Raw genomic sequence first — 24,534 nt, 5'->3', positions numbered from 1 at the left:
ATTGCCGGGTGGCGAAGGTAAATGCAAAACGGCAACTGCGTTGCCGTTTTTAATGTTTGCGCCCTCTCCCTGTGGGAGAGGGAGGGGTGAGGGGATCAGGCCGCGCTGACCTTACCCGATCTGCTGTTTCTTATCGTTGCGGTGATTTACCCAGGCATTGATGATCAAGGTCAACACCAGGATGCCAAACACCACGCCCAGCGAGATGGCGATTGGGATGTGATAGAAATCGACAATCATCATCTTGATACCGATAAACACCAGAATCACCGACAGGCCGTACTTCAGCATGGAGAAGCGCTCCGCCACGCCCGCCAGCAGGAAGTACATGGCACGCAGGCCAAGGATCGCAAACAGGTTTGAGGTCAGCACGATGAACGGGTCAGTGGTTACCGCGAAAATCGCCGGAATACTGTCCACCGCGAAAATTACGTCGCTCAGCTCAACCATAATCAGCACCAGCAGCAGCGGCGTGGCGAACAGCAGGCCGTTCTTACGCACAAAGAAGTGCTCGTTTTCAATGGTGTCGGTCATACGCAGATGGCCGCGCAGCCAGCGCACAAGCGGCTTCTCGCCAATGCCGGTTTCATCTTCTTTCGCCAGCGCCATCTTCACGCCGGTAAAGAGCAGGAAGGCGCCGAAGACGTAGAGCAGCCATTCGAACTGGGTAATCAGCCAGCTACCGGCGAAGATCATGATGGTACGCAGCACGATCGCGCCCAGGACGCCATAGACCAGGACCCGACGCTGCAGCGCCGCAGGCACCGCAAAATAGCTGAACAGCATCAGCCAGACGAAGACGTTATCCACCGCCAGGGCTTTTTCAATCAGATAGCCCGTCAGGAACGCCAGCGCCTGGGGATCGGCCACCGCGCGGCCTTGCGTAACAGAGAGATACCACCAGAAGGCGGCACAGAAGATCAGGGAGAGCGTGACCCACACCAGCGACCAGGCGGCCGCCTGCTTCATGGTCATACCATGTGCACCGCGTCGACCCTGCAAAAAGAGATCGATCGCCAGCATGATGACCACGACAATGGCGAATCCCCCCCACAACAGCGGAGTACCGACAGTATTCATACAATTTTCCTTCCACAAAAAAAAACGACTAACGTCAGAAGACGATAGTCGTTGCTTTTTTTGTGCACAGACCTCGCCTTCCGGCAAGGTCTCACTTACAACAAGAAAGGAATACGCTCATCGTATTCCTTTTTCGTTGCCCGGCGACCGGATGCGGTATTGCACGCATCGTAATGACGATCCACCGACCAGGAAGTTACTCCCCTTTGCAGGTAACAAAATATGTCAGGTCATTGATTTCGTCAATGACCTGCGCGAATTCATTACACAGCTTTACGCGGTAACTTCTGCGTTAAGGCCGTCCGCCGGGAAAACCACCCCCGTCTGGCGACGGATCTCGGTTTGCAGCTTCGCCGTGGTACGGCTCACCGCAAGGCCCGGATGGTTAACTTCCTGGGTTTCGACCAGACGCGCGAATACCTCTGCCTCATACAGCATAGTGTTGATATGCTGAGGCTGCGTCAGCTCCTGAGGTTTGCCGCCGCGTGGCACGTAGCTTAGCTTCTGGCACTCAGAAATCTTCTCGATCACCAGCGCGCCGTTTTCGCCCTGGATTTCGCTTGGCAGTACCGAGTCGCTCACTTTGGAGTGCTGCAGCGTCACGCTGAAATCGCCGTAATCCAGCACCACAAGGCCGTGAGCATCCACGCCGCTTTCCAGCAGGCTGGCGGTCGCCTGCACCCGGTGCGGCTCGCCCCACAGCGCCACCGCCGAGGCCAGGCAGTAGAAACCGATATCCATAATCGAGCCGTTGGAGAACTGCGGATTAAAGGTGTTCGGGTTCTCGCCGTCCAGGTAGCGCTGGTAGCGTGACGAGTACTGGCAGTAGTTGATAAAGGCTTTACGGATGGGGCCCACTTTCGACAGCGACTGTTGCAGCAGCAGGAAATTCGGCAGGCTTGCGGTTTTGAACGCTTCGAACAGCACCACCTGGTTATCCCGGGCAAGCTGAATGGCGGCTTCGACCTCGTCGATATTCGAGGCCAGCGGCTTCTCGCAGATCACATGCTTTTTATGGCTGAGGAACAGCTTTGTTTGCGGGAAGTGCAGGGAGTTGGGGCTGGCAATATAAACCGCGTCAATGGCATCGCTCTGGGCCATCTCCTCCAGCGAGGTAAACAGATGTTCGACGAGGTAGTCGTTCGCAAACGTCTGTGCCTGTTCAAGGCTGCGGGAATAGACTGCGGTAAGTTTATATTTGCCGGTCTCATGTGCGGCATCGACGAACTGACGGGTGATCCAGTTCGTCCCAATGACTGCGAAACGTATCATAAACGTTCACGAACTCCGTTAAGGGAACCTGATGCCACTGTAGCATGTCATGATGACAAATCGAGTGCGCTAATTCTCATTACTCTTTAACGATAAATGCGTCAGCCACAGCCGGGTATCAAACTCCAGCTGGTGGTACTGCGGCTCCATATGGCAGCACAGGGAATAGAACGCTTTGTCGTGCTCTTTCTCTTTCAGATGCGCCAGCTCGTGCACCACGATCATACGCAGGAAGGCTTCCGGCGCGTTGCGAAACACGGTCGCCACGCGGATCTCGGCCTTGGCCTTGAGCTTGCCGCCCTGCACGCGCGAGATGGCAGTGTGCAGCCCCAGCGCGTTCTTCAGCACGTGGATCTTGTTGTCGTACATCACCTTATTGATGGGCGGGGCGCTCTTCAGATATCGGTTTTTCAGATCCTGCGTATACTGCCAGAGGGCTTTATCGGTGGCGAAATCGTGCGTGCCGGGATAGCGTTTTTCCAGCACCGCGCCGAGCGTCTGCTCGGCAATCAGGCTGCGAACCTGAGTCAGTAAATGCTCCGGATAGCCCTGGAGATAAGTTAGTTGGTTCATCAACGCCCCAAATCGACAATAAAACGGGTATACTCACGCACCCTTTTCAGGGATAACGCCGAAATTTTACCACTCAGGAGGGCCGATGAGCCACTTAGACAACGGTTTCCGTTCACTCGACTTAAAACGTTTCCCGGAAACGGACGACGTTAACCCGCTTCAGGCGTGGGAAGCGGCGGATGAATATCTGCTGCAGCAGTTGGATGACACCGAAATCAGCGGCCCGGTTCTGATCCTGAATGATGCTTTCGGCGCCCTGGCTTGCGCGCTGGCCGAACACACGCCTTACAGCATCGGTGATTCCTACCTGAGCGAGCTGGCGACGCGGGAAAACCTGCGTCACAACGAGCTTGACGAAGGCAGCGTGAAATTCCTCGACAGCACCGCGGATTACCCGCAGGCGCCGGGCGTGGTGCTAATCAAAGTGCCGAAAACAATGGCACTGCTGGAGCAGCAGCTGCGTGCATTACGTAAGGTCGTCACGCCAGAGACGCGCATTATCGCCGGCGCCAAAGCCCGTGATATCCATACCTCTACCCTGGAACTGTTCGAGAAAGTGCTGGGGACTACCACCACCACGCTGGCCTGGAAGAAAGCGCGCCTCATCAACTGTACCTTCACGGCACCAGACCTGGCCGATGCGCCAGAAACCCTGAGCTGGAAGCTGGAAGGGACCGACTGGACTATCCATAACCACGCCAACGTCTTCTCCCGTACCGGGCTGGATATCGGCGCGCGCTTCTTTATTGAGCATCTGCCGGAAAATCTGGAAGGGGAGATCGTCGATCTCGGCTGCGGTAACGGGGTGATTGGCCTGACGCTGCTGGCGAAGAATCCGCAAGCCAGCGTGGTCTTCAGCGATGAGTCGCCGATGGCGGTGGCCTCCAGCCGTCTCAACGTAGAGACCAACATGCCGGAAGCGCTGGATCGCTGCGAGTTTATGATCAACAACGCGCTGTCGGGCGTGGAGCCATTCCGCTTCAACGCGGTGCTGTGTAACCCGCCGTTCCATCAGAAACACGCCCTGACGGATAACGTTGCCTGGGAGATGTTCCACCACGCGCGCCGCTGCCTGAAAATTAACGGCGAGCTGTACATCGTGGCTAACCGTCATCTCGACTACTTCCACAAGCTGAAGAAGATCTTCGGCAACTGCACTACCGTTGCAACGAACAACAAGTTCGTGGTGCTGAAGGCGGTCAAGCTGGGTCGCCGTCGCTAAGATTGTTGTGTGCGGTCTGATGCCCTCACCCCAGCCCTCTCCCACAGGGAGAGGGTGCAAACACTAAAAACGGCAACTAGGTTGCCGTTTTGCTTTTACCTCGTCACCGGGCAATGCTCTAGATCTCCAGAGCTAATTTTGTCCCCTGGGCAATCGCCCGCCGCGCATCCAGCTCCATCGCCACGTCGCACCCGCCAATCAGATGCACCGTTTGACCCGCCTCGCGCAGCGGCTCCGCCAGATCGCGCTTTGGCTCCTGACCAGCGCACAAAATCACATTATCCACGCGCAACAGCTGCGGTTCGCCGCCGATCAGCACATGCAATCCGTCGTCGTCGATCTTCTGGTAACTCACCGCCGGGATCATCTTCACGCCGCGGGCGAGGAGGGTAGCGCGGTGGATCCAGCCGGTGGTTTTACCCAGCCCTTCGCCCGGCTTGCTGGCCTTGCGCTGCAGCATCACGATCTGGCGCGGGCTTTTCGGCAGCTGCGGCCCTTCCGGGCGCAAACCGCCCACCTGATTCAGGCTGGTGTCGATGCCCCACTCAGCACAGAATTCGGCGATATTCAGGCTGGTGGCCTCACCCGTCTGGCTCAGGTACATCGCGGTATCAAAGCCGATCCCGCCGCAGCCGATAATCGCCACGCGATCCCCAACCGGCGCCTTGTCGCGCAGCACGTCGAGATAGCTCAGCACCTTCGGGTGTGAGACGCCTTCGATCTCCGGCGTTCGCGGGGCGATCCCGCTGGCAAGGATCGTTTCGTCGAATTCGAGCAGATCTTCCGCGCTCACCCACTGGTTGAGCCGCAGATCCACGCCGGTAATGTCGATCATCCGCCGGTAGTAGCGCAGCGTCTCGTAGAACTCCTCTTTGCCGGGGATCTGTTTGGCGATATTAAACTGCCCGCCAATCTCCTGGAGAGCGTCAAACAGCGTCACATTATGCCCGCGTGCGGCGGCATTTACCGCAAACGCCAGCCCCGCCGGGCCTGCGCCCACCACCGCCAGCCGCTTTTTATTCACGGCCGGCACGATCGGCATACGGGTTTCATGGCAGGCGCGAGGGTTGACCAGACAGGAGGTCACTTTGCCGACGAAGATCTGATCCAGACAGGCCTGGTTGCAGCCGATACAGGTGTTGATCTCATCCGCCCGGCCGCTCTGGGCTTTCGACAGCAGCTCGGCATCGGCAAGGAACGGCCGCGCCATCGACACCATATCGGCATCACCGTTAGCCAGCAGAGAGTCCGCCACCTGAGGATCGTTAATGCGGTTGGTGGTGATCAGCGGAATAGTGACGTGGCCCTTTAACCTGCGGGTTACCCAGCTGAATGCCGCGCGCGGTACCGGCGTGGCAATGGTCGGGATCCGCGCCTCGTGCCAGCCGATCCCGGTATTAATGATGGTCGCCCCTGCCGCCTCAATGGCCTGCGCCAGCTGGACGGTTTCGTCGAAGGTGCCGCCGCCCTCCACCAGGTCGAGCATCGACAGGCGGAAGATAATAATAAAGTCGCTCCCGGCACGTTCACGCACGGCACGCACCACTTCCACGGCAAAGCGCATCCGGCGGGGGTAGTCGCCGCCCCATTCGTCGTCGCGCTGGTTGGTGCGGGCGGCAAGGAATTCGTTAATCAGATAGCCTTCGGAGCCCATCACCTCCACGCCGTCGTAGCCCGCTTCCCGCGCCAGGGCCGCGCAGCGGGCAAAGTCGTCGATCAGGGTCAGGATCTCATCGTGGGTCAGGGCGTGGGGCTTAAAGCGGTTGATGGGGGCCTGGATTGCCGACGGGGCCACCGGGTTCGGCTGATAGCTGTAGCGCCCGGTATGCAGAATTTGCAGGGCGATTTTGCCCCCCGCCTGGTGGACGGCATCGGTAACGATCCGGTGATGGGGCAGCTGTGCCGCATCGTTCAGTACCGCGCCGCCCTCCATCCCAACCCCGGATGGGGCAGGGGCCACGCCGCCGGTAACGATCAGCGCCACCCCGTGACGGGCGCGCTCGGCATAGAACGCCGCCAGCCGCTCTGCGCCATCCGGCCGCTCCTCCAGCCCGGTATGCATCGAGCCCATTAACACGCGGTTTTTAAGGGTGGTGAACCCCAGATCGAGGGGGGCGAATAACGACGGGTAGCGGCTCATAGACTCTTCCAGTGTAAAATTATTGTTATGTGGTCGGATGAGTTAGTAATTTAGCCAGCGCGGAGTAAAAGGGAAAAGGGGAATGCGGTGATTGTGATGGGATTCAAATATTGGTGCGGCCTGATGCCCTCACCCTAACCCTCTCCCACAGGGAGAGGGGACTTAATCTCCCTCTCCCTTAGGGAGAGGGCCGGGATGAGGGGGATGTCCGCACCAGCCCCGGAGCCTGCCACATGGAGGTCGTCAGCCCGCTGTCCACCAGCCCGAGCTGGTCAGCGTACACCGCCTGCCACTTCTGCATCATGCCGTCGTAGAGTTCCCGGTGCGCCGGATTCGGGGTGAATTCCCGGCTCCACTTCACCAGTTTCTCCCCCGTGGCGGCCATATCCGCATACAGCCCGGCGCCGGTTCCGGCGGCGATGGCGCAGCCGAGCGCGGTGGCCTCTTTTACCTCTGGCACCCGCACCGGCAGGCCGGTGACGTCGCTTAAGATCTGGCTCCACAGCGCCCCTTTGGCGCCGCCGCCAGCAAACACCAGGCTGTCAAAGACCACGCCGGAGAACTGCGAGATCTGCGCCAGGTTGCAGGCGGAGACGATGGCCGCGTTCTCTTCCAGGGCGCGGAACAGGGTGGCCTTGTTGCATTTTTCCGGGTCGATGGAGAGGTTAATAAACGACGGCGCGGCGTGATACCACTGCTTAAAATGCATGGCGTCGGAGAAGATCGGCATCACCCCGTGAGAGCCTGCCGGTACCCGGCTGGCCATCTCCTCCATCAGGGCGTAGGTATCCATGCCCATCCGCCCGGCAATCAGCTTCTCTTCGGCGCAGAAGGCGTCGCGGAACCAGCGCATCGTCAGCCCGGTAAAGAAGCTGATGGACTCCGCCTGCGCCATGCCCGGGATCACGTGCGGGTTCACGCGGATGTTCATCTGCGGATCGGTACGCACCTGCGGCAGGTTGACCACCTGCTGCCAGAAGGTGCCGCCCAGCACCGCGGTCTGCCCGGCGCGCACCACCCCCAGCCCCAGACAGCCCAGCTGCACATCGCCGCCGCCCATCACCACCGGGGTTCCTTCCCGCAGGCCTGACTGCTGCGCCGCTTCCCGGGTAATGGTGCCCAGCAGGGTGCCGGTCTCTTTCACCGGAGAGAGAATATCGGCCCGCAGTCCGGCCATATCCAGCAGCGCCGGACGCCAGTCGCGGGAGAAGAGATCCAGCATGCCGGTGGTACCCGCGTTGGACGGATCAACGGCCAGCTCGCCGGAGAGCTTTGCCGCCAGCCAGTCGCTGATCATGGTGATGGTTGCGGCTCTGCGATAGATGTCCGGGCGATGGTGCGCCAGCCACAGCAGGCGCGGCATGGCGCTCAGGGCCAGGGTCTGGCCGGAGACGTCATAGACTTCGGATTCAAAACGGTAATCGTGGATCTCTTTGAGCTCGGCCACTTCGCGGCTGGCGCGGGCATCGACGTTGGCGCAGGCCCAGATGGCCTCGCCGTTGCGGTCGTACAGGACAATCCCCTCGCGCATCGAGCAGCAGGCGACAGACTGGATATCCGCCGCGCTAAGATGCGCCCGCTCCAGCGCCTGATGGATGCACTGGCAGGCCAGCCGCCAGTTGGTGTCGAGGTCGAACTCCATCGAGCCGGGGACGTTCTCCACGCTCAGGTGCTTCCACTCGGCCTGGCCGACGGCAATCTGGTTGCCCTGCAAATCGAAAATAACGGCGCGAACGCTGCCTGTCCCTGCATCTAACGCTAAAAGGTAACTCATGAGCTTGCCTCAATGTTAGCGCAGGGCCGGGCCTTAACCTGCCAGGGCCAGCACCGCGCGGGCTGTCGTCTCTTCCGTCACCAGGCCATTGATACGGCGACCCTTCAGTGCGGCATAAATCGCATCGGCTTTCTCTTCTCCTCCGGCGACGCCAACGATGGTGGGCAACTGCGCCAGTTCATCGAGGGTCACGCCCAGTAATTCACGGTGGATCTCAAGCTCGGGTACCGGCTCGCCCCCGGCATTGAGGAAATAGCCCAGAATATCGCCCACCGCCCCTCTGCGGGCGAACATCAGCTGTTCCCCTTCGCTGATATAACCGGAGCGCAAAATAGTGGCATCCCGGCGCTGGTTCACCGCGCCAATCCCGACCACGGCTGCATCGGCGGCGGTGGCGGCAAGGATCACATCCCGCACGCTGGTTTCCCGTTTCAGGATCCCGGCCACTTCAGCGGACGACACCCGCAGCGGGGCGGGGATCATGCTGACGCTGCAGGCGGCATCCAGCTGGCCAATGCCGGTCATATAGGGCCCGACGCCGCCGGAAAGGGTCACCAGCCGCACCTGCTGGGAGCTGATAAAGCCGCTTAAGTGCTGAATACAGCTCATGGTGGTTTCACCAAATCCCACCGCCAGCAGCTGGCCGGGTTCCAGTACGCCCATTAATGATTGCGCGGCGCCAATCCCCAGGCGCACGCTCATCGCCGGGGTATTCAGCGCAGGCAGCACGCGCACCAGCTTCAGGCCAAAGCGCTGCTGAAGCTCGGTCTCCAGCGCCAGGCATCCTTCATAGCGGGAGTTGATCTGCACCCGGATCACCCCGGACTGCCGGCCCTTCTCCAGCAGACGCGAAATCTTGAGCCGCGGCAGACCCAGCCGCTCGCCGATATCATTCTGCGTCAGGCCATCGTGGTAGTAGCACCACGCCACGCGCGCCACCAGTTCTTCTTCCGACAGCGCCAGTCCGGCAAATCGTCCCTCTTCGGCAACGCGTTTCTCGCCCATATTTGAACTCTTATCAAAATTTAGATCATATGTTCGCTTTGCCGCAGGTTGAATCTGTGAGCCACACGGCAAAATGGATATTCCGGAATGTTTCAGCTTTATCGGGATCCTATCGATAAAACTGTGATCCCTGCACGGTTGTAAATATAGTTCACCGTCTACGCTTTTGAACATTATTAATTTCAAAAATCATTTGTTCAATAGCGGAGCGATAATGACAGCACTTATCGAGGCGCGCGGGATCCAGAAGCAGTTCTCCGGCGTTCCAGTATTGAAAGACATTGATTTCACTCTGCTTGCGGGCCAGGTGCATGCCCTGATGGGCGGCAACGGCGCCGGAAAATCCACCCTGATGAAGATTGTCGCCGGGGTCGAAACGCCCGACAGGGGTGAACTTTCTATTGCGGGCCGCCCTTTTGCTCGTCTCAAACCGGGCCAGGCGCATGCGCTTGGGATCTACCTGGTGCCCCAGGAGCCGATGCTGTTTCCCAACCTCAGCGTGCGCGAGAACATTCTCTTTCGCCTGCCTCGCGGGCAGGCCACCGCCCAACGCCTGGCCGGGAAACTGGAGCAGCTTAAGTGCCAGCTCAACCTGGATGCTGCCGCCAGCACGCTGGAGGTGGCGGATCAGCAGATGGTGGAGATCCTGCGCGGGCTGATGCGCGAGGCGCGAATTTTGATCCTCGATGAACCTACCGCCTCGCTGACGCCGGGGGAGACGGAGCGCCTGTTCCGCCAGATCCGCGCGCTCCAGGCGACGGGCGTCGGGATCGTCTTTATCTCCCACAAGCTGCCCGAGATCCGCCAGCTCGCCAGCCACGTCTCGGTGATGCGCGACGGGGCCATCGTGCTCAGCGGCGAAACCGCAGACTATGACGACAACGCGCTGATCGCCGCCATGACCCCGGTCAGCCGTGACAGGGGCTTAAGCGACACGCAAAAGCTGTGGCTGGCGCTGCCGGGCAATCGCCGTACTCAGGCCCAGGACTTCCCGGTGCTGCGGGTGGAGGCGCTCACCGGGGAGGGGTTCATCGATCTCAGCCTTGAGATCTACGCCGGAGAGATCGTCGGCCTGGCCGGATTAGTGGGATCCGGGCGCACCGAGTTTGCCGAAACGCTGTATGGCCTGCGCCCGCCCCGTGGCGGAAAGATCTGGCTTGAGAGCCAGCAGATCGACCGCGATCCGGTCAGCGCCCGGCTGGAGAAGGGGCTGGTCTATCTGCCGGAGGACAGGCAGGTCTCGGGGCTGTTCCTTGATGCCCCGGTCCGCTGGAACACGGTGGCCCTTAACGAGCCGTCACTCTGGCAGCAGCGCAAACGCGAGGCGGCGGTAGTGGAGCGCTATCACCGGGCGCTGGGGATCAAACTCAATAGCCCCGATCAGACCGTGCGTACCCTGTCGGGGGGCAATCAGCAGAAGGTGCTGCTGGCGCGCTGTCTGGAAGCCAATCCGCTGCTGCTGATCGTCGATGAACCGACCCGCGGGGTGGACGTCTCCGCCCGGGCCGATATCTATCAGCTCATCAAAAGCGTGGCGGCGCAAAACGTGGCGGTGCTGATGATCTCCAGCGACATGGATGAGTTCCCGGGTCTCGCGGATCGGGTGCTGGTGATGCATCAGGGGGTGCTCAGCGGGGAACTGCCGCGCCACGCCGTCAGCCTCGATCGTATGATGGCCCTGGCCTTTGGAGGGCAGGCATGAAAACGCTGCTGAAAAACCGCGAGCTCAGCGCGCTGCTGGCGATCCTCGCCCTGTTTGTGGTGCTGGTGGCGCTCAACCCGGCCTATCTCAGTTTGCAGACCCTGGGGATGATCTTCGCCAGCTCGCAAATTCTGATCCTGCTGGCCCTCGGGGCCGGGCTGGTGATGCTGACCCGCAACATTGATGTCTCTGTCGGTTCTACCGTCGGGCTGTGCGCCATCGCCGTGGGGGTAGCGCTGAACAGCGGCTACGGCCTGCCGGTGGCGATCCTGTTCGCGCTGGGTATCGGCGCGCTGGCCGGGGTCTTTAACGGTCTGCTGGTGGTGGGGCTGCGCATTCCGGCGATTGTCGCCACCCTCGGTACGCTGGGACTTTATCGCGGAGCGATGCTGCTCTGGACGGACGGGAAGTGGATCGAAGGCTTGCCGGTGAGCCTGAAATCGCTGTCGGAGCCGGTGGCGCTCGGGATATCGCCGCTGGGGATGGTGGTGCTGGCCTTCGCCGCCGTGGGGGCCTGGACGCTGTCGCGCACCGCCTTTGGCCGGGATTTTTACGCCGTCGGGGATAACCTCGCCGCCGCCCGTCAGCTTGGCGTGGCGGTCAACCGCACCCGGATGGCGGCCTTCACCCTTAACGGCGTGCTGGCGGCCTGCGCGGGGATCGTCTTTGCCGCGCAGATCGGCTTCGTGCCGAACCAGACCGGCAGCGGGCTGGAGATGAAAGCCATCGCCGCCTGCGTGCTGGGAGGCATCTCCCTGCTGGGCGGCACCGGCACCTTAATCGGCGCCCTGCTGGGGGCCTTCTTCCTGACGCAGATCGACACCGTGCTGGTGCTGTTCCGCCTGCCGGCCTGGTGGAACGACTTTATCGCTGGCCTGGTGCTGCTGGGGGTGCTGGTGCTCGACGGACGGCTGCGCCAGGCGCTGGCGCGTCATCAGCGGGCGCTGAAGTACAGCCGTTTTCAGCCGGGCAACAAAGGGGGAAAGCACGTCACCCCGTTTCCCAAACGCAAAAAAGAGGTGGCGTAAATGAAGCTTAACTGGGAGTGGGCGCTGCTGCTGTTACTGGTGCTGGAGATCCTGCTGTTTGGCACCCTCAATCCGCGGATGCTCGACATCAACATGCTGCTGTTCAGCACCAGCGACTTTATCTGCATCGGCATTGTGGCGCTGCCGCTGACGCTGGTGATCATCAGCGGCGGGATCGACATCTCGCTTGGCTCCACCATCGGCCTGTGCGCCATTGCGCTGGGGGTGATGATGCAGTCGGGCGTGCCGATGGCGGCGGCGATCCCGCTGACCCTGCTGCTCGGGCTGCTGTGCGGGCTGTTTAACGCAGCGCTCATCCACTACACCGGCATCAGCCCACTGGTGATCACCCTCGGCACGCTCTACCTCTACGGCGGCGGAGCGCTCCTGCTCTCGGGCATGGCCGGGGCGACCGGGTACGAAGGCATTGGCGGCTTCCCGGATAGCTTCACGGCATTTGCCAACCTCACCGTGCTGGGGCTGCCGATCCCGCTGGTGCTATTCGCGGCAATCACCTTCTTCTTCTGGCTTATCACCCACCGCGGGCGCTTTGGCCGCCACCTGTTTCTGATTGGGCAGAACCCGCGCGCGGCGCGCTATGCGGCGCTGTCGGTTAACGGCATGCCCTACGCGCTGTATGGCCTGGTGGGGGTCGCGTCGGCGATTGCCGCCCTGGTGATGGTCTCCTATTTCGGCTCGGCGCGCTCCGATTTAGGGCGCGACCTGCTGATGCCCGCGCTTACCGCTGCGGTGCTGGGCGGGGCGAATATTTATGGCGGTTCAGGTTCGGTACTGGGTACTGCGCTGGCGGCATTGCTGGTGGGGTATCTGCAACAGGGGCTACAGATGGTCGGCATCCCCAACCAGGTGTCGAGCGCGCTGTCAGGGGCGCTGTTGGTTGTGGTGGTGATGGGACGTTCACTGAGTCTGCACCGTGAGTGGGTGCGATCTCTCTTCACAAAACTACCCGGAGCGTAAGATGAAAATAAAACTGATGGTGCTGGCAGTGGCGTTAAGCGTGGCATCGGCCCAGGCGGCGGATCGCATCGCGTTTATCCCGAAACTGGTGGGCGTCGGCTTCTTTACCAGCGGCGGCAACGGCGCGAAAGAGGCGGGTAAAGCATTGGGTACGGACGTCACCTACGACGGCCCGACCGAGCCGAGCGTCTCCGGACAGGTGCAACTGATCAATAACTTCGTCAACCAGGGCTACAACGCCATTATCGTCTCGGCGGTATCGCCGGATGGGCTCTGCCCGGCGCTGAAGCGCGCCATGCAGCGCGGGGTAAAAGTGCTGACCTGGGACTCCGACACCAAACCGGAGTGCCGCAGCATCTACATCAACCAGGGCACGCCGGAACAGCTCGGGGGCCTGCTGGTGGAGATGGCCTCGAAGCAGGTGACTAAACCGGATGCCAAAGTGGCGTTCTTCTACTCCAGCCCCACCGTGACCGATCAGAACCAGTGGGTGAAAGAGGCGAAAGCCAAAATCGCCAAAGATCATCCCCAGTGGCAGATCGTCACCACCCAGTTTGGCTATAACGATGCCACCAAATCCCTGCAGACCGCCGAAGGGATCTTAAAAGCCTACCCGGATCTGGATGCGATCATCGCCCCGGATGCCAACGCCCTGCCAGCGGCCGCCCAGGCGGCAGAAAACCTGAAGCGTGAAGGGGTGGCGATTGTCGGCTTCAGCACGCCCAACGTGATGCGCCCGTACGTGGAGCGCGGCACGGTGAAAGCCTTCGGCCTGTGGGACGTCGTACAACAGGGCAAAATTGCGGTCAATGTCGCCGATCGTTTATTGAAAAAAGGCGATCTTAACGTGGGCGACAGCGTAGAAGTGAAAGATATCGGCGCCCTGAAGGTCGAGCCGAACAGCGTGCAGGGCTATCAGTATGAAGCGAAAGGCAACGGCATTGTGCTGCTGCCGGAGCGGGTGGTGTTCACCAAAGAGAACATCAACAACTACGACTTCTGACGGGAGAGAACATGGCTGATTTAGACGACATCAAAGAGGGTAAGAACTTTGGCATCGACCGGCCGCAGCAGAACGTGCCTTTCACCCTGAAAGGGTGCGGGGCGCTGGACTGGGGGATGCAGTCCCGCATGGCGCGTATCTTCAACCCCAACAGCAACCGCACGGTGATGCTGGCCTTCGATCACGGCTATTTTCAGGGGCCGACCACCGGGCTTGAGCGCATCGATCTCTCCATCGCGCCGCTGTTCGGGGAGACCGACGTGCTGATGTGCACCCGCGGCATCCTCAGAAGCACCGTGCCGCCCGCCGCCAATAAACCCGTGGTGCTGCGCGCCTCCGGGGGCAACTCGATGCTCGGCGAGCTCTCCAACGAGTGCGTGGCGGTGGCGATGGAGGATGCCCTGCGCCTCAACGTCTGCGCGGTGGCGGCGCAGGTCTATATCGGCAGCGAGTATGAGCATCAGTCGATCAACAACATCATCAAGCTGGTGGATGCAGGCAATCGCTACGGCATGCCAACTCTGGCGGTGACCGGGGTAGGGAAAGAGATGGCGCGGGATGCCCGCTATTTTGCCCTTGCCAGCCGCATTGCCGCCGAGATGGGGGCGCAGTTCGTCAAAACCTATTTTGTGGAAGAGGGATTCGAAAAAGTGACCGCCAGCTGCCCGGTGCCGATTGTGATCGCCGGGGGGAAAAAGTTGCCGGAACACGAGGCGCTGGAGATGTGCTTCCGCGCCATCGATCAGGGCGCGTCGGGTGTGGATATGGGACGCAATATCTTCCAGTCCAGCGCGCCGCTGGCAATGCTGAAGGCAGTGAAGAAAGTGGTACACCAGAAGATGAGCGCCCGCGAGGCGTATCAGTTCTGGCAGGAAGAAAAACAAGGAGAAGTGCAATGAACGTGACGTTAGTGGAGATCAACATTAAGCCGGACAAGGTGGACGAGTTTCTGGACGTGTTTCGCGCCAACCACGAAGGGGCCATCCAGGAGCCAGGTAATTTGCGGTTCGACGTGCTCCAGGATCCGCGGGTGAAAACCCGGTTCTTTATCTACGAAGCCTATAAGGATGAAGAGGCGGTGGCGGCGCATAAGCAGACCCCGCACTATCTGGCGTGCGTGGAGCAGCTTGAGGATTTGATGTCGGAGCCGCGTAAAAAGCGCTGTTTTGTCGGGCTGATGCCGGAATAAAAATCGCCCGGTGGCGCGTTGCTTACCGGGCCTACAAAACCTCAAATCGTTGCGGCCGTTGTAGGCCGGGCAAGCGCAGCGCCGCCCGGCGTTTTTCAGGTCAGCTCAAGCAGTTGCACCTGCGCTGTCGCACCCGGCATCAGCCTCTGCAGATGCCCGACCAGCTCATCACCCGCCGCCTCCAGCGCCGTTAACGGCATCGCGGGCAGGCTTTCGAGAATAAACCACATAGTTTGCGCGTCACTGTCCAGGCGGGTGCGCACCCCTTGTCGCCAGTTCCAGCGGCGGCAGGTCACGCCCAGGTCATCGCGCCACACCACCTCTCCCGCCTCGGGATGCTCTACCACAGGCTGCCCCTCTTTCAGGGTGTCAAAGGTTTCGCTGCCGTCGGCCAACGTCAGGCGTGGAGCCCCGGTATAAGCGGCGAGATTTTCCCCGCCCACCGGAATGGCGTAGCGGATACTGACCGCATTGTAGATATCCACCACCGGATCGAGCGATGGCAGCGTGCCGTCTTTCAGTGCCCGCTTGCGCAGGGCGCTGGCGGAGCAGGGCGTGCGTTTTGGTTTAGCGCCAAAGGCCTTGAACACCTCATCCCAGGCGGCGAGATGAGCATCAGCCCAGTCCACGTCATCACTTAATAACTGCTTGCAGGCCTGGACTAAGACCGCAGGCGCAACCTCCGGAGAGGTAATCGGCGCTGCTTCAACCACGATGCTCAGCGCGCGGAACCCCGGCGCGATCCCGGCAAGACGCGGATCTATTGACGGCGTAAGAAGGGACATAAATAATCCTGTATTGACTGTTTTATACCATGGTAATGACCAATGACTGATAAAGTCAATATAATGACTGAGACGGGTGCCGATGTCGCCCAGGTAAGCCTGGCGGTGGCAAACCGGATTCGCAACTGGCGCAAAGATAAAAAGCTGTCGCTGGATGAGCTGTCGCGCCGGGCCAGCGTCAGCAAAGGGATGCTGGTGGAGATCGAGAAAGGGGCGGCCAACCCCAGCATTGCGATCCTTTGCAAACTGGCGGCGGCACTGGGTATCTCGGTGGCGGACATCGTCAACGTCGCCAGCGAGCCGCAGGTGCATATTATCGAGGAAGCGGCGATCCCGGTGCTCTGGCGGGGTGAGAAAGGCGGCAGCGCCCGGCTACTGGCGGGCACCACCGGTCCGGACATGATTGAACTCTGGCGCTGGAAGATGTATCCGGGAGAGATTTTCAGCTCGCCGGGCCATCCGGCAGGGACATTTGAACTGCTCCACGTGGAGGCGGGAGTATTGACGCTGAAGGTGGAAGAGAGCGTTAATCAGGTGGTCGCCGGCACCTCGGCGGTGGCGAAAACAGAAGCGGCGCACAGCTATGTGAACGATGGGGAGAGTGTGTTGCGTTTCACGATGACCGTGGCGGAGTTTCACCGGTAAAAACGCCCGCTGGCGCGGGCCTGCAACGGCATTGGATCTTGTAGGCCGGGCAGGCGCAGCGCCGCCCGGCGTTTTTTTACGCTTCGGTCACGCTCACCCGCAGCGCTGCCAGCGCCTTGCGGGCCGCTTTCAGCACCAGCTCACACTGCTCAATGGTCAGCGTCAGCGGCGGTTCGATGCGAATCGTTTTCGAGTTGTTCAGCGTGCCTGCCACCAGCACCCGCTGGCGGAACATCTCGCTCGCGAAGCTGTAGCCGGTTTCGTTATCGACAAACTCAATCGCCATCAGCATGCCTTTGCCGCGCGCATCCTGCACCAGGTCCGGGTACTCACGCCCCAGCTGCAGGAAGCCGTCCAGCAGCATGTCGCCTTTCTGCTCCGCCTGGGCGGGCAGGTTCTGCTCCAGCAGCACGTTGATGGTTGCCAGCGCCGCGGCACAGGCCAGCGGGTTGCCGCCAAAGGTGGTGGTATGCAGGAAAGGATTGTCGAACAGCACCGAGAAAACCTCTTCGGTAGCGACCGTGGCACCAATCGGCATCACGCCGCCGCCCAGCGCTTTCGCCAGACAGAGGATGTCCGGCTGCACGTTCTCATGCTCGCAGGCGAACATCTTGCCGGTGCGGCCCATGCCCGTCTGCACTTCGTCAAGGATCAACAGCGCGCCAAACTCATCGCAGAGCTTACGCACCGCCGGCAGATAGCCCTGCGGAGGCAGGATCACGCCGCCTTCGCCCTGGATAGGCTCGAGGATCACCGCCGCCACGTCATCACCGGTTTTACGGCATTCGCTGAGCATGGTGCGCATGGCGCTGATATCGCCGAACGGCACATGGCGGAAGCCAGGCAGTAGCGGCATAAAGGGTTTACGGAAGGTGGATTTCGCCGTGGCAGAGAGCGCCCCGAGCGACTTGCCGTGGAAGGCACCGCTGGTGGCGATAAAGGTAAATTTGCCGCGCGGCGACTGGTAGGCTTTGGCGAGTTTAAGCGCCGCTTCCACCGATTCCGTGCCGCTGTTACAGAAGAAGCTGTATTTCAGTTTCCCCGGCGTCAGTGCCGCCAGCGTTTTTGCCAGCATCGCCCGTAAAGGGTCAAGCAGTTCCTGGCTATGAAGGGGTTGTTTTGCAAGCTGATTTTGTACGGCGGAAACCACTACTGGATTACGGTGCCCCACGTTGAAAATACCAAATCCACCCAGGCAATCTATAAACTCCTGTCCCTGGGTGTCGACAAGCGTATTCAGACTTCCTGCTTGCCACTCTACGGCTCCGTAATCCCCGCCTGCTGTTACAGATTTTCTGTATTCCAAAAACCCGGGATTGACATGTTCTTTGAAGTAATCGATCACCTCGCGGTTAAGTTGTTTCATCTCCTCATGATCAAGCGTTCGCTTCTCAATGAGATTCAGGGCGTGCGCGGTACAGGCAAGAGCCGATGCGCTGGAGGGTAACCTGTTCAAGATGTGCTCCCGGGAATGGCGTATCACATGATACTGGATTAAGTATTGCAGGCTTTGCGCCACATCCGTGGACTTAACAAAAATCGGGATAAACGCCAGGTTAAAATAATGTTACACAAAATTTAATCATGCAAAACGACAGAATGGCCGCTGCGGTGTGGCGTTTTCAAAGACGGGGATGCCCACCGGCAGTGCATTTGCCCTGTTTCAGGGCGGATATAGCCTGTATTGGGGGCAGAAGGAGATTCTCCTTTAGAGGTAGTTGCGAAACGAAATCATTAGATATCAATAAATTAAAAAACACACAAAAAATGCGGTTTAGTCGCGTTTTGCGATCTCAGGCATGTTTAACATCTAAAGATATGTTCGTTACCGCCGTAAAATATTTACGCCACAAAAATAACATTCAAGTAACCTGCAAGGGATGCCTATGTCGCCTCAACCGTTTGTCACGCAGTGTGAATACCCGCTGCAAGATGACACCACTCTGATGTCCACCACCGATCTGCACAGCTACATTACTCAGGCCAATGACACCTTTGTTCAGGTGAGTGGCTACACGCTGGCCGAACTGGTCGGGCAGCCGCACAACCTCGTTCGTCATCCGGACATGCCAAAAGCGGCCTTTGCCGATATGTGGTACACCCTGCAACAGGGTGAGCCGTGGAGCGGGATCGTAAAAAACCGCCGCAAAAATGGCGATCACTACTGGGTGCGCGCCAATGCGGTGCCGATGGTGCGTAACGGCCAGACCACCGGGTACATGTCCATCCGCGTGAAGGCCACGCCGGAAGAGATTGCCGCCGTGGAGCCGCTGTATAAAGCCCTGAACGAAGGGCGCAGCAAAAAGCGGGTGCATAAAGGGCTGGTGGTTGCCAGAGGCTGGACCGGGAAACTCCCCGCAATGCCGCTGCGCTGGCGGGTGCGCAGCGTGATGACGGCGCTGTTTGCCATGCTGGCGGCGACCCTCTTCGCCACCGGGGCAGGCTGGGCGGCACTGGGCGCCAGCGCGCTGGTGATGCTGCTGGGTACCCTGCTGTTTGAGCAGCAGATCGTGCGCCCGGTTGAAAACGTGGCGCGTCAGGCCCTGAAAGTGGCGACGGGCGAGCGTAACAGCGTGGAGCATCTTAACCGCAGCGACGAGCTGGGGCTGACCCTGCGGGCAGTGGGGCAGCTCGGCCTGATGTGCCGCTGGCTGATCAACGACGTTTCAAGCCAGGTGGTTAACGTGCGCGACGGCAGCGACCAGCTGGCGCGGGGCAACGACGACCTGAACGATCGCACGCACCAGACCGTCTCCAACGTGAAGCAGACCGTCGAGACCATGAACCAGCTGGCGATGACGGTGCAGAGCAACACCCGCACCGCCGTCGATGCCGATAAGCTCTCTATTGCCGCCAGCGACGCCGCTACCGAAGGCGGACACGCGATGCAAACCGTGGTTAAAACTATGGACGAGATTGCCGACAGCACCCAGCGTATCGGCTCCATCACCAAACTGATCAACGACATCGCCTTCCAGACCAATATTCTGGCGCTGAATGCGGCAGTAGAAGCGGCCAGGGCAGGGGAGCAGGGCAAAGGCTTCGCGGTGGTGGCCGGAGAAGTACGTCATCTGGCCAGCCGCAGCGCCAACGCCGCCAACGATATCCGCAAGCTAATTGACGCCAGCGCCAGCAAAGTGCTGTCGGGCTCAGAACAGGTGCATGCCGCCGGACGCACGATGGACGATATCGTGGAGAAAGTGCAGAACGTCACCCGGCTTATCGCCGAGATCAGCCAGTCCACCTCCGAGCAGGCGTCAGGGCTGTCGGAGCTGACCCGCGCGGTCGCTGAACTGGATTCGATTACCCAGAAAAACGCGGCGCTGGTCGAAACCAGCGCGCAGGTGTCGGCGATGGTGAAACACCGGGCTAAACGTCTGGAAGATGCCGTCACCGTCCTGCACTGAGTCAGTAAGGTTCCAAAAAAGCCGTTTGCTCTGCCAGGAGCAAACGGCTTTATTATTTATGAGTTGTAATTCTTTTTATCATTAGTTGTTAATTGAATATTAAATAACTAAAAAAAAAGCCTCGGTATATTCTTCCTGCCTGCGTCTGTTTTCTCCGCTGCTCTGCCCAGAAAACCTGTTTCCAGGGTTGAGTAACGATCGATGAGCCAAAATTAATAGCCTGCGCCTATCTATTGTTGTGGTTATGAAATAAAAAAGCGATCAAAGTCATAAAGTTAGCGATGAAAGTTACCGATAACGCTGATCGTCTGAGAAATAATCACATCGATGGAGTAAATATGTTCTTACATGACGTAAAAATCGGCACGAAATTATTTCTGGCGTTTGGATTCTTTATTGTCCTGATGGGGATAAGTGCGAGTTTATCTCTGTTGAGCCTTAACCGGGCAAATAACGGGATGCAATCCATCATCATCAGCGATTATCCCACCACGGTAAAAGCCAACCAGTTAATCGAAAACTTCCAGGAATTTATTAGCACCCAACAGCTGATGCTGCTGGACGACCAGGGTAAATACACCGCGCAATCCGAGCAGCATCTGAAGGAGATCAGCGAGCGTATCACCCTGATTCTGGACGCCCTGAACACGGCCCTGCAGGATGATAAATCCCAGCAGGTGCTGAGCGATATCCGCGGGGTCCGCCAGCAGTACCTCGACTCCCGCTACCGCATCCTGCAGGCGGTGCAGAGCAACGATCGGGCCGGGGCGATTCAGGAGATGATGACCAACACCCTCACCCTGCAACAGGCCTACAAGGCGAAGGTGCAGGAGCTGATTGCGATTCAGGACACCGAGATGCAGCGCGCAGGTAGGGAGGTGGACGGCGATTTCAAAAGCAACCGCCTGCTGCTGATCCTCATCACCCTGTTCAGCGTGGCGGTGGGTAGCCTGATGGGATGGTTTATCGTGCGCTCCATTACCCGTCCGCTGGGCGAGGCGGTGGATTTTGCCCAGGCCATCGCCGAGGGCGATCTGACCCGGAGCATGACCTCTCACGGTAAAGACGAAACCGGCCAGCTGCTGACGGCGCTGATGGAGATGAAAGTCCGTCTGCTGGAGATTGTTCAGCAGGTGCAGACCGGCTCGGAGAGTATCTCCAGCGCCGCGGCGCAGATTGTGGCGGGTAACCAGGATCTGGCTGCGCGTACCGAAGAGCAGGCCAGCTCCGTTGAACAAACAGCGGCATCGATGGAGCAGATCACGGCGACCGTGAAAAACACCGCGTCACATACCGGTGAAGCGACAACCCTCTCTGCCGATGCGGCCCGGGTGGTGAAAAACAACGGCGAGATGATGCAGCAGGTCACCAGCAAAATGCGCCTCATCAACGAGACCTCCAACCGGATGTCCGACATCATCAACCTGATTGACGCTATTGCCTTCCAGACCAACATTCTGGCGCTGAACGCGGCGGTAGAGGCGGCGCGGGCGGGTGAGCACGGGCGCGGCTTTGCGGTGGTGGCCGGTGAGGTTCGCCAGCTGGCGCAGAAGAGCGCCACCTCGGCCAGCGAAATTCGCCAGCTGATTGAAAGCTCAACCAGCCAGACGCAGGACGGGATGGCGCTGGTGGAAAAAGCCAGCGGGCTGATTAATGGCATGGTGGGGAACGTGCAGGAGATGGACGTCATCCTGCGCGAAATTCGTCAGGCAAGCCATGAACAGACGGAAGGCATCTCGCAGATCAACAGCGCCATTGGCCTGATTGATGCTACCACCCAGCAGAACTCCGCGCTGGTGGAGGAGTCCGTGGCGGCGGCATCCTCCCTTAACGATCAGGCGATGAACCTGAAGGAGCTGGTGAAAGTGTTCCGCGTTCGTGGAGAAGCGACCGCTTAATCGAGCTGGGAGATCTCCAGCGCCGCGCGGTCGATCACGCCGATAATCTGTTTGATCTGCGCGTCGCTGGTCTCTTCCTGATTAACCTTCAGATCCAGCACCGCTTTAAAGTTATCCAGCGCCCGCTTCATCTGCGGGTTTTTGCGCAGCTGGAAGCCCACGCAGCGCGCTTTCACGCGCTCCTGAATGTGCTCCAGATGTTCAATGTTTTCATCCAGCCACTGCTGCCCGGCAAGGGTAATCTCAATCTTTTTACGCCCGTTCTCCTCCTCGGTGAGGGTGATGAACTGCTGATCCTGCAGAAAATCCAGCGTCGGATAGATCACGCCCGGGCTTGGGGTGTAGTTGCCCTGGGTCAGGGTCTCAATCGCCTTAATCAGCTCGTAGCCGTGGCTGGCGTTGCGGGTCAGGATATCCAGGATCACCAGACGTAATTCGCCGTGACCAAAGAAGCGCTGGCGGCGGCCGCCGCCGTGATGGTGTTCGCCGCCGCGTCCGCGGTGGTGATGCTCGTGATTGTCGTGGCCGTGTGAGTGTCGCATCGTCTTTCTCCGTACTTTTGATATATCTAATTTATATCTAAAAATCACAAACAAGCAACGTCGCATGCGTTATTTAATTTAATTAATTGATATTTATATTTTTTAATCTGCTCTTTCAACTTTGCTTTCGCGAGCTATGGGTATATCAAAAAAAATCTTGCAATCCTCGTTGTTAGCAATCATTATCATTTCACTTTTATTTCGATATATCGTTTTACATCACGAAGGCACATTATGACCACTACCCGCTATCCCCAACGTGTCCGCAACGACCTGCGTTTTCGCGAGCTGAACGTGCTTCGCGTTGAGCGCGTCAGCGCCGGTTTTCAGCGCATCGTCCTGGGCGGCGAGGCGCTGGAGGGCTTCAGCTCCCGCGGCTTCGACGACCATTCCAAAGTCTTTTTCCCGGAACCGGGCACAACCTTTGTGCCGCCGGAAGTGACGGACGAAGGCGTTAACTGGGGCGGCGGCGTGCGCCCGCAGGCGCGGGATTACACCCCGCTGTATGACGCAGCTCGCCATGAACTTGCTCTCGACTTCTTTATCCACGACGGCGGGGTGGCAAGCCAGTGGGCGGTGGAGGCAAAGCCGGGGGACAAACTCTCCATCGGGGGCCCGCGCGGTTCGCTGGTGGTGCCGGAAGATTACGCCTGGCAGCTCTATGTTTGCGATGAGTCAGGCATGCCCGCCCTGCGCCGCCGTCTGGAGGCGCTGCGCGCCCTGCCGGTGCGCCCGGAAGTGCACGCCGTGGTCACCGTCGGCGATGCCGCCTGTCAGGACTATCTGGCGCACCTGAGCGAGTTCAACATCACCTGGGTGGTGGGGCACAACGAGCAGGCGGTGGCGGACCATCTGGCCGCCCTCAGCGTACCGGCGGAGGATTACTTCATCTGGCTGACCGGGGAAGGGAAGGTGGTGAAAAACCTGAGTCGCCTGTTTGAAACCGACGCCATCGATCAGAAGCTGGTGCGCGCCAGCGCTTACTGGCACGCCAGATAGTCAGGCCACGTCGTCGAGCTGCGCTTCGTTGACCTGATGTTCCAGCGAGGCGCGCACCTCGTGCAGGGCTTTCTCCTGCTGGGCAAAATAGGCTTCCATATTGCTCAGGGAGGAGACCAGCAGCCAGGACTCCTCTTTTTCCAGCTCCGCCAGCTCGCTCAACAAGGTGTCGATTTGCTCGCGCACCTGGGCCATCTTTTTGCGGATACGCGTCAGATCGTTCAGCCTGTCGCTGGCCATCATCGGCTCCAGCCCCTGATGCAGACGGGCCACCAGGGAGCGGATCGCTTTTACGTCGCCACGCTGCTTCGCCTGGTTCAGCTGCACCATCATGGCGTTCGCCTCTTCTTTCAGTTCGTCTGCCACCAGGTCCGGATGGCAGAGCTTGCTCGCCTGGCGCCAGAGCCGTTTTAACTCGTTCTGATCTTCTTCGGAGAGATTCTGGCCCTTGCGCAGGCGGATTTCCGCCTCGTGCTGCTGCTCGCGGTACTTCTCATATTCGTCGTTAGCTTCATCCCGCGCCTGGCGGGCGGGCTCCTCCTCACGGGTTAAGCCGGTTTCCAGCTCCTGGGCTTCGGCCAGCAGGTTGGCAATCAGGTTGCTTTGCTGCTGCAGATGCTTGCGCGCGGCGGCGGCCTGCACTGAATCGGCGGGCAGCGCTCGCCAGTGTTGGGTCAGGGTGGTCAGCACCTCCACCGCCTGGGCAACGTACTGCTGGCAGCGGCGATAGTCCGCTTCCCGACGGCGCGTTTCCGCCTGCTGGCGGCGCAGATTAAGCTCCGCCAGCGTTTTACGCAGGGCGAGGATCTGGCTCATCAGCGGGCCGAGGCGGGTAAGGTAGAGATCGTTAAATTCATCCAGCTGCTGGACGCGGGCGTTACGCCTGTCGATTAAATCGCGCAGGCGCTCCTCCAGGGCTTTCAGCTCCAGCTTGCTGGCGGCAAGCTGCGGGTCGCGCCACGGGGCGACGGCGCGCTGGCTCTGTAACCAGCTGGCGATAGCGGTTAACGCCCCAGTGTAATTTTTCTGTTCAAGGGCCACGACGATCGCCCGAAGCTCATCGTCAAAGGCTTCGCTTTTTAACCGTGCCAGCTGGCTTTCGATGATGTCGTCATCTTCAAGCTCAATGGCGTTTTTAATGATTTCCAGCCGTTTGATCGGTGTGCTCATGATGCTTTTCGCTTTGGCGCTTAAGTATTTGAGTTAAGGATAGTTGTCAGGAAAACAACAGGGAATAATACACATGTCTGATGAATGGCGCGACGACGACGTGCGTTAATTTTGCGCGGGCG

At 59.6% G+C, this 24,534-nt stretch carries 21 protein-coding genes; 11 read left to right on the top strand and 10 right to left on the bottom strand.

Translation table 11 applies throughout. The features are described 5' to 3' along the window. Nucleotides 1-111 precede the first annotated feature (111 nt). From NB069_RS19070 to NB069_RS19060, 3 genes are all read right to left on the bottom strand, one after another. Complete coding sequence (locus NB069_RS19070; RefSeq protein WP_250586127.1) at nucleotides 112-1,080, bottom strand: TerC family protein; 969 nt, start codon at nucleotides 1,078-1,080, stop codon at nucleotides 112-114. Between the two features lie 273 nt (nucleotides 1,081-1,353). Beyond that, nucleotides 1,354-2,352, bottom strand: a complete 999-nt coding sequence (locus tag NB069_RS19065) for a Gfo/Idh/MocA family protein (protein WP_250586125.1) — start codon at nucleotides 2,350-2,352, stop codon at nucleotides 1,354-1,356. Between the two features lie 69 nt (nucleotides 2,353-2,421). Next, nucleotides 2,422-2,925, bottom strand: coding sequence for a YgjP-like metallopeptidase domain-containing protein (locus NB069_RS19060; RefSeq protein ID WP_250586123.1), 504 nt, complete (start codon nucleotides 2,923-2,925; stop codon nucleotides 2,422-2,424). 85 nt (nucleotides 2,926-3,010) lie between these two features. On the opposite strand from NB069_RS19060, the gene rlmG reads away from it, so the two are divergent. Then, nucleotides 3,011-4,147: a 23S rRNA (guanine(1835)-N(2))-methyltransferase RlmG gene (rlmG, locus tag NB069_RS19055; RefSeq protein ID WP_250586121.1), complete on the top strand. Its 1,137-nt coding sequence runs from the start codon at nucleotides 3,011-3,013 to the stop codon at nucleotides 4,145-4,147. Nucleotides 4,148-4,265: 118 nt separating this feature from the next. Here rlmG and NB069_RS19050 read toward each other — a convergent pair whose 3' ends face one another. The 3 genes from NB069_RS19050 to lsrR form a co-directional block, all read right to left on the bottom strand. Next, complete coding sequence (locus NB069_RS19050) at nucleotides 4,266-6,287, bottom strand: NADPH-dependent 2,4-dienoyl-CoA reductase (RefSeq protein WP_250586119.1); 2,022 nt, start codon at nucleotides 6,285-6,287, stop codon at nucleotides 4,266-4,268. 178 nt (nucleotides 6,288-6,465) lie between these two features. After that, nucleotides 6,466-8,061, bottom strand: a complete 1,596-nt coding sequence (gene lsrK, locus NB069_RS19045; RefSeq protein WP_250586117.1) for an autoinducer-2 kinase — start codon at nucleotides 8,059-8,061, stop codon at nucleotides 6,466-6,468. A 33-nt stretch (nucleotides 8,062-8,094) separates the two neighbouring features. Next, nucleotides 8,095-9,066 (bottom strand): transcriptional regulator LsrR, encoded by a 972-nt coding sequence (gene lsrR, locus NB069_RS19040; RefSeq protein ID WP_250586115.1) that lies wholly within the window; start codon nucleotides 9,064-9,066, stop codon nucleotides 8,095-8,097. Nucleotides 9,067-9,280: 214 nt separating this feature from the next. On the opposite strand from lsrR, the gene lsrA reads away from it, so the two are divergent. From lsrA to lsrG, 6 genes are read left to right on the top strand one after another with little or no spacing between them, the layout of a single operon-like run. Beyond that, nucleotides 9,281-10,768, top strand: coding sequence for an autoinducer 2 ABC transporter ATP-binding protein LsrA (lsrA, locus tag NB069_RS19035; protein ID WP_250586113.1), 1,488 nt, complete (start codon nucleotides 9,281-9,283; stop codon nucleotides 10,766-10,768). Then, nucleotides 10,765-11,796, top strand: coding sequence for an autoinducer 2 ABC transporter permease LsrC (gene lsrC, locus NB069_RS19030; protein ID WP_250586111.1), 1,032 nt, complete (start codon nucleotides 10,765-10,767; stop codon nucleotides 11,794-11,796). The genes lsrA and lsrC overlap by 4 nt, the downstream gene beginning before the upstream one ends. Continuing rightward, on the top strand, nucleotides 11,797-12,774 hold the full coding sequence (gene lsrD, locus NB069_RS19025) for an autoinducer 2 ABC transporter permease LsrD (protein WP_250586109.1): 978 nt from the start codon (nucleotides 11,797-11,799) through the stop codon (nucleotides 12,772-12,774). Nucleotide 12,775: 1 nt separating this feature from the next. Next, nucleotides 12,776-13,777, top strand: coding sequence for an autoinducer 2 ABC transporter substrate-binding protein LsrB (gene lsrB / locus NB069_RS19020; protein ID WP_250586107.1), 1,002 nt, complete (start codon nucleotides 12,776-12,778; stop codon nucleotides 13,775-13,777). An 11-nt stretch (nucleotides 13,778-13,788) separates the two neighbouring features. Further along, nucleotides 13,789-14,676 (top strand): 3-hydroxy-5-phosphonooxypentane-2,4-dione thiolase, encoded by an 888-nt coding sequence (gene lsrF / locus NB069_RS19015; protein WP_250586105.1) that lies wholly within the window; start codon nucleotides 13,789-13,791, stop codon nucleotides 14,674-14,676. Further along, nucleotides 14,673-14,966, top strand: a complete 294-nt coding sequence (lsrG, locus tag NB069_RS19010; RefSeq protein WP_250586103.1) for a (4S)-4-hydroxy-5-phosphonooxypentane-2,3-dione isomerase — start codon at nucleotides 14,673-14,675, stop codon at nucleotides 14,964-14,966. The genes lsrF and lsrG overlap by 4 nt, the downstream gene beginning before the upstream one ends. A 95-nt stretch (nucleotides 14,967-15,061) precedes the next feature. Here the strand turns inward: lsrG and NB069_RS19005 are convergent, their stop codons facing one another. Next, a complete protein-coding gene (locus tag NB069_RS19005) occupies nucleotides 15,062-15,751 on the bottom strand; it encodes a B3/B4 domain-containing protein (RefSeq protein WP_250586101.1) in 690 nt (229 codons plus the stop codon). Nucleotides 15,752-15,793: 42 nt separating this feature from the next. On the opposite strand from NB069_RS19005, the gene NB069_RS19000 reads away from it, so the two are divergent. After that, nucleotides 15,794-16,396, top strand: coding sequence for a helix-turn-helix domain-containing protein (locus NB069_RS19000; RefSeq protein ID WP_250586099.1), 603 nt, complete (start codon nucleotides 15,794-15,796; stop codon nucleotides 16,394-16,396). A gap of 76 nt (nucleotides 16,397-16,472) precedes the next feature. Here NB069_RS19000 and ygjG read toward each other — a convergent pair whose 3' ends face one another. Continuing rightward, on the bottom strand, nucleotides 16,473-17,852 hold the full coding sequence (gene ygjG / locus NB069_RS18995; RefSeq protein WP_250586097.1) for a putrescine aminotransferase: 1,380 nt from the start codon (nucleotides 17,850-17,852) through the stop codon (nucleotides 16,473-16,475). Nucleotides 17,853-18,282: 430 nt separating this feature from the next. On the opposite strand from ygjG, the gene NB069_RS18990 reads away from it, so the two are divergent. Continuing rightward, nucleotides 18,283-19,803, top strand: coding sequence for a methyl-accepting chemotaxis protein (locus tag NB069_RS18990; protein ID WP_250586096.1), 1,521 nt, complete (start codon nucleotides 18,283-18,285; stop codon nucleotides 19,801-19,803). Nucleotides 19,804-20,141: 338 nt separating this feature from the next. After that, complete coding sequence (locus NB069_RS18985) at nucleotides 20,142-21,701, top strand: methyl-accepting chemotaxis protein (protein ID WP_250586094.1); 1,560 nt, start codon at nucleotides 20,142-20,144, stop codon at nucleotides 21,699-21,701. Here the strand turns inward: NB069_RS18985 and NB069_RS18980 are convergent. After that, nucleotides 21,698-22,243 carry a PadR family transcriptional regulator gene (locus NB069_RS18980; RefSeq protein WP_250586092.1) on the bottom strand — a complete coding sequence of 182 codons (546 nt, stop codon included), beginning with the start codon at nucleotides 22,241-22,243 and terminating at the stop codon, nucleotides 21,698-21,700. The two genes, NB069_RS18985 and NB069_RS18980, sit on opposite strands and share 4 nt — an antisense overlap. A 234-nt stretch (nucleotides 22,244-22,477) precedes the next feature. Between NB069_RS18980 and NB069_RS18975 the strand changes: the two genes are divergently transcribed. Continuing rightward, a complete protein-coding gene (locus NB069_RS18975; protein WP_284677021.1) occupies nucleotides 22,478-23,242 on the top strand; it encodes a siderophore-interacting protein in 765 nt (254 codons plus the stop codon). Here NB069_RS18975 and NB069_RS18970 read toward each other — a convergent pair whose 3' ends face one another. Then, nucleotides 23,243-24,412, bottom strand: a complete 1,170-nt coding sequence (locus NB069_RS18970; RefSeq protein ID WP_250586090.1) for a DNA repair protein — start codon at nucleotides 24,410-24,412, stop codon at nucleotides 23,243-23,245. Nucleotides 24,413-24,534 lie beyond the last annotated feature (122 nt).

This window comes from Leclercia adecarboxylata (assembly GCF_023639785.1).
Taxonomy (GTDB): domain Bacteria; phylum Pseudomonadota; class Gammaproteobacteria; order Enterobacterales; family Enterobacteriaceae; genus Enterobacter; species Enterobacter adecarboxylatus_D.
Note: the sequence above shows the minus strand (reverse complement) of the source record. Positions and strands in the feature narration are given on the sequence as shown.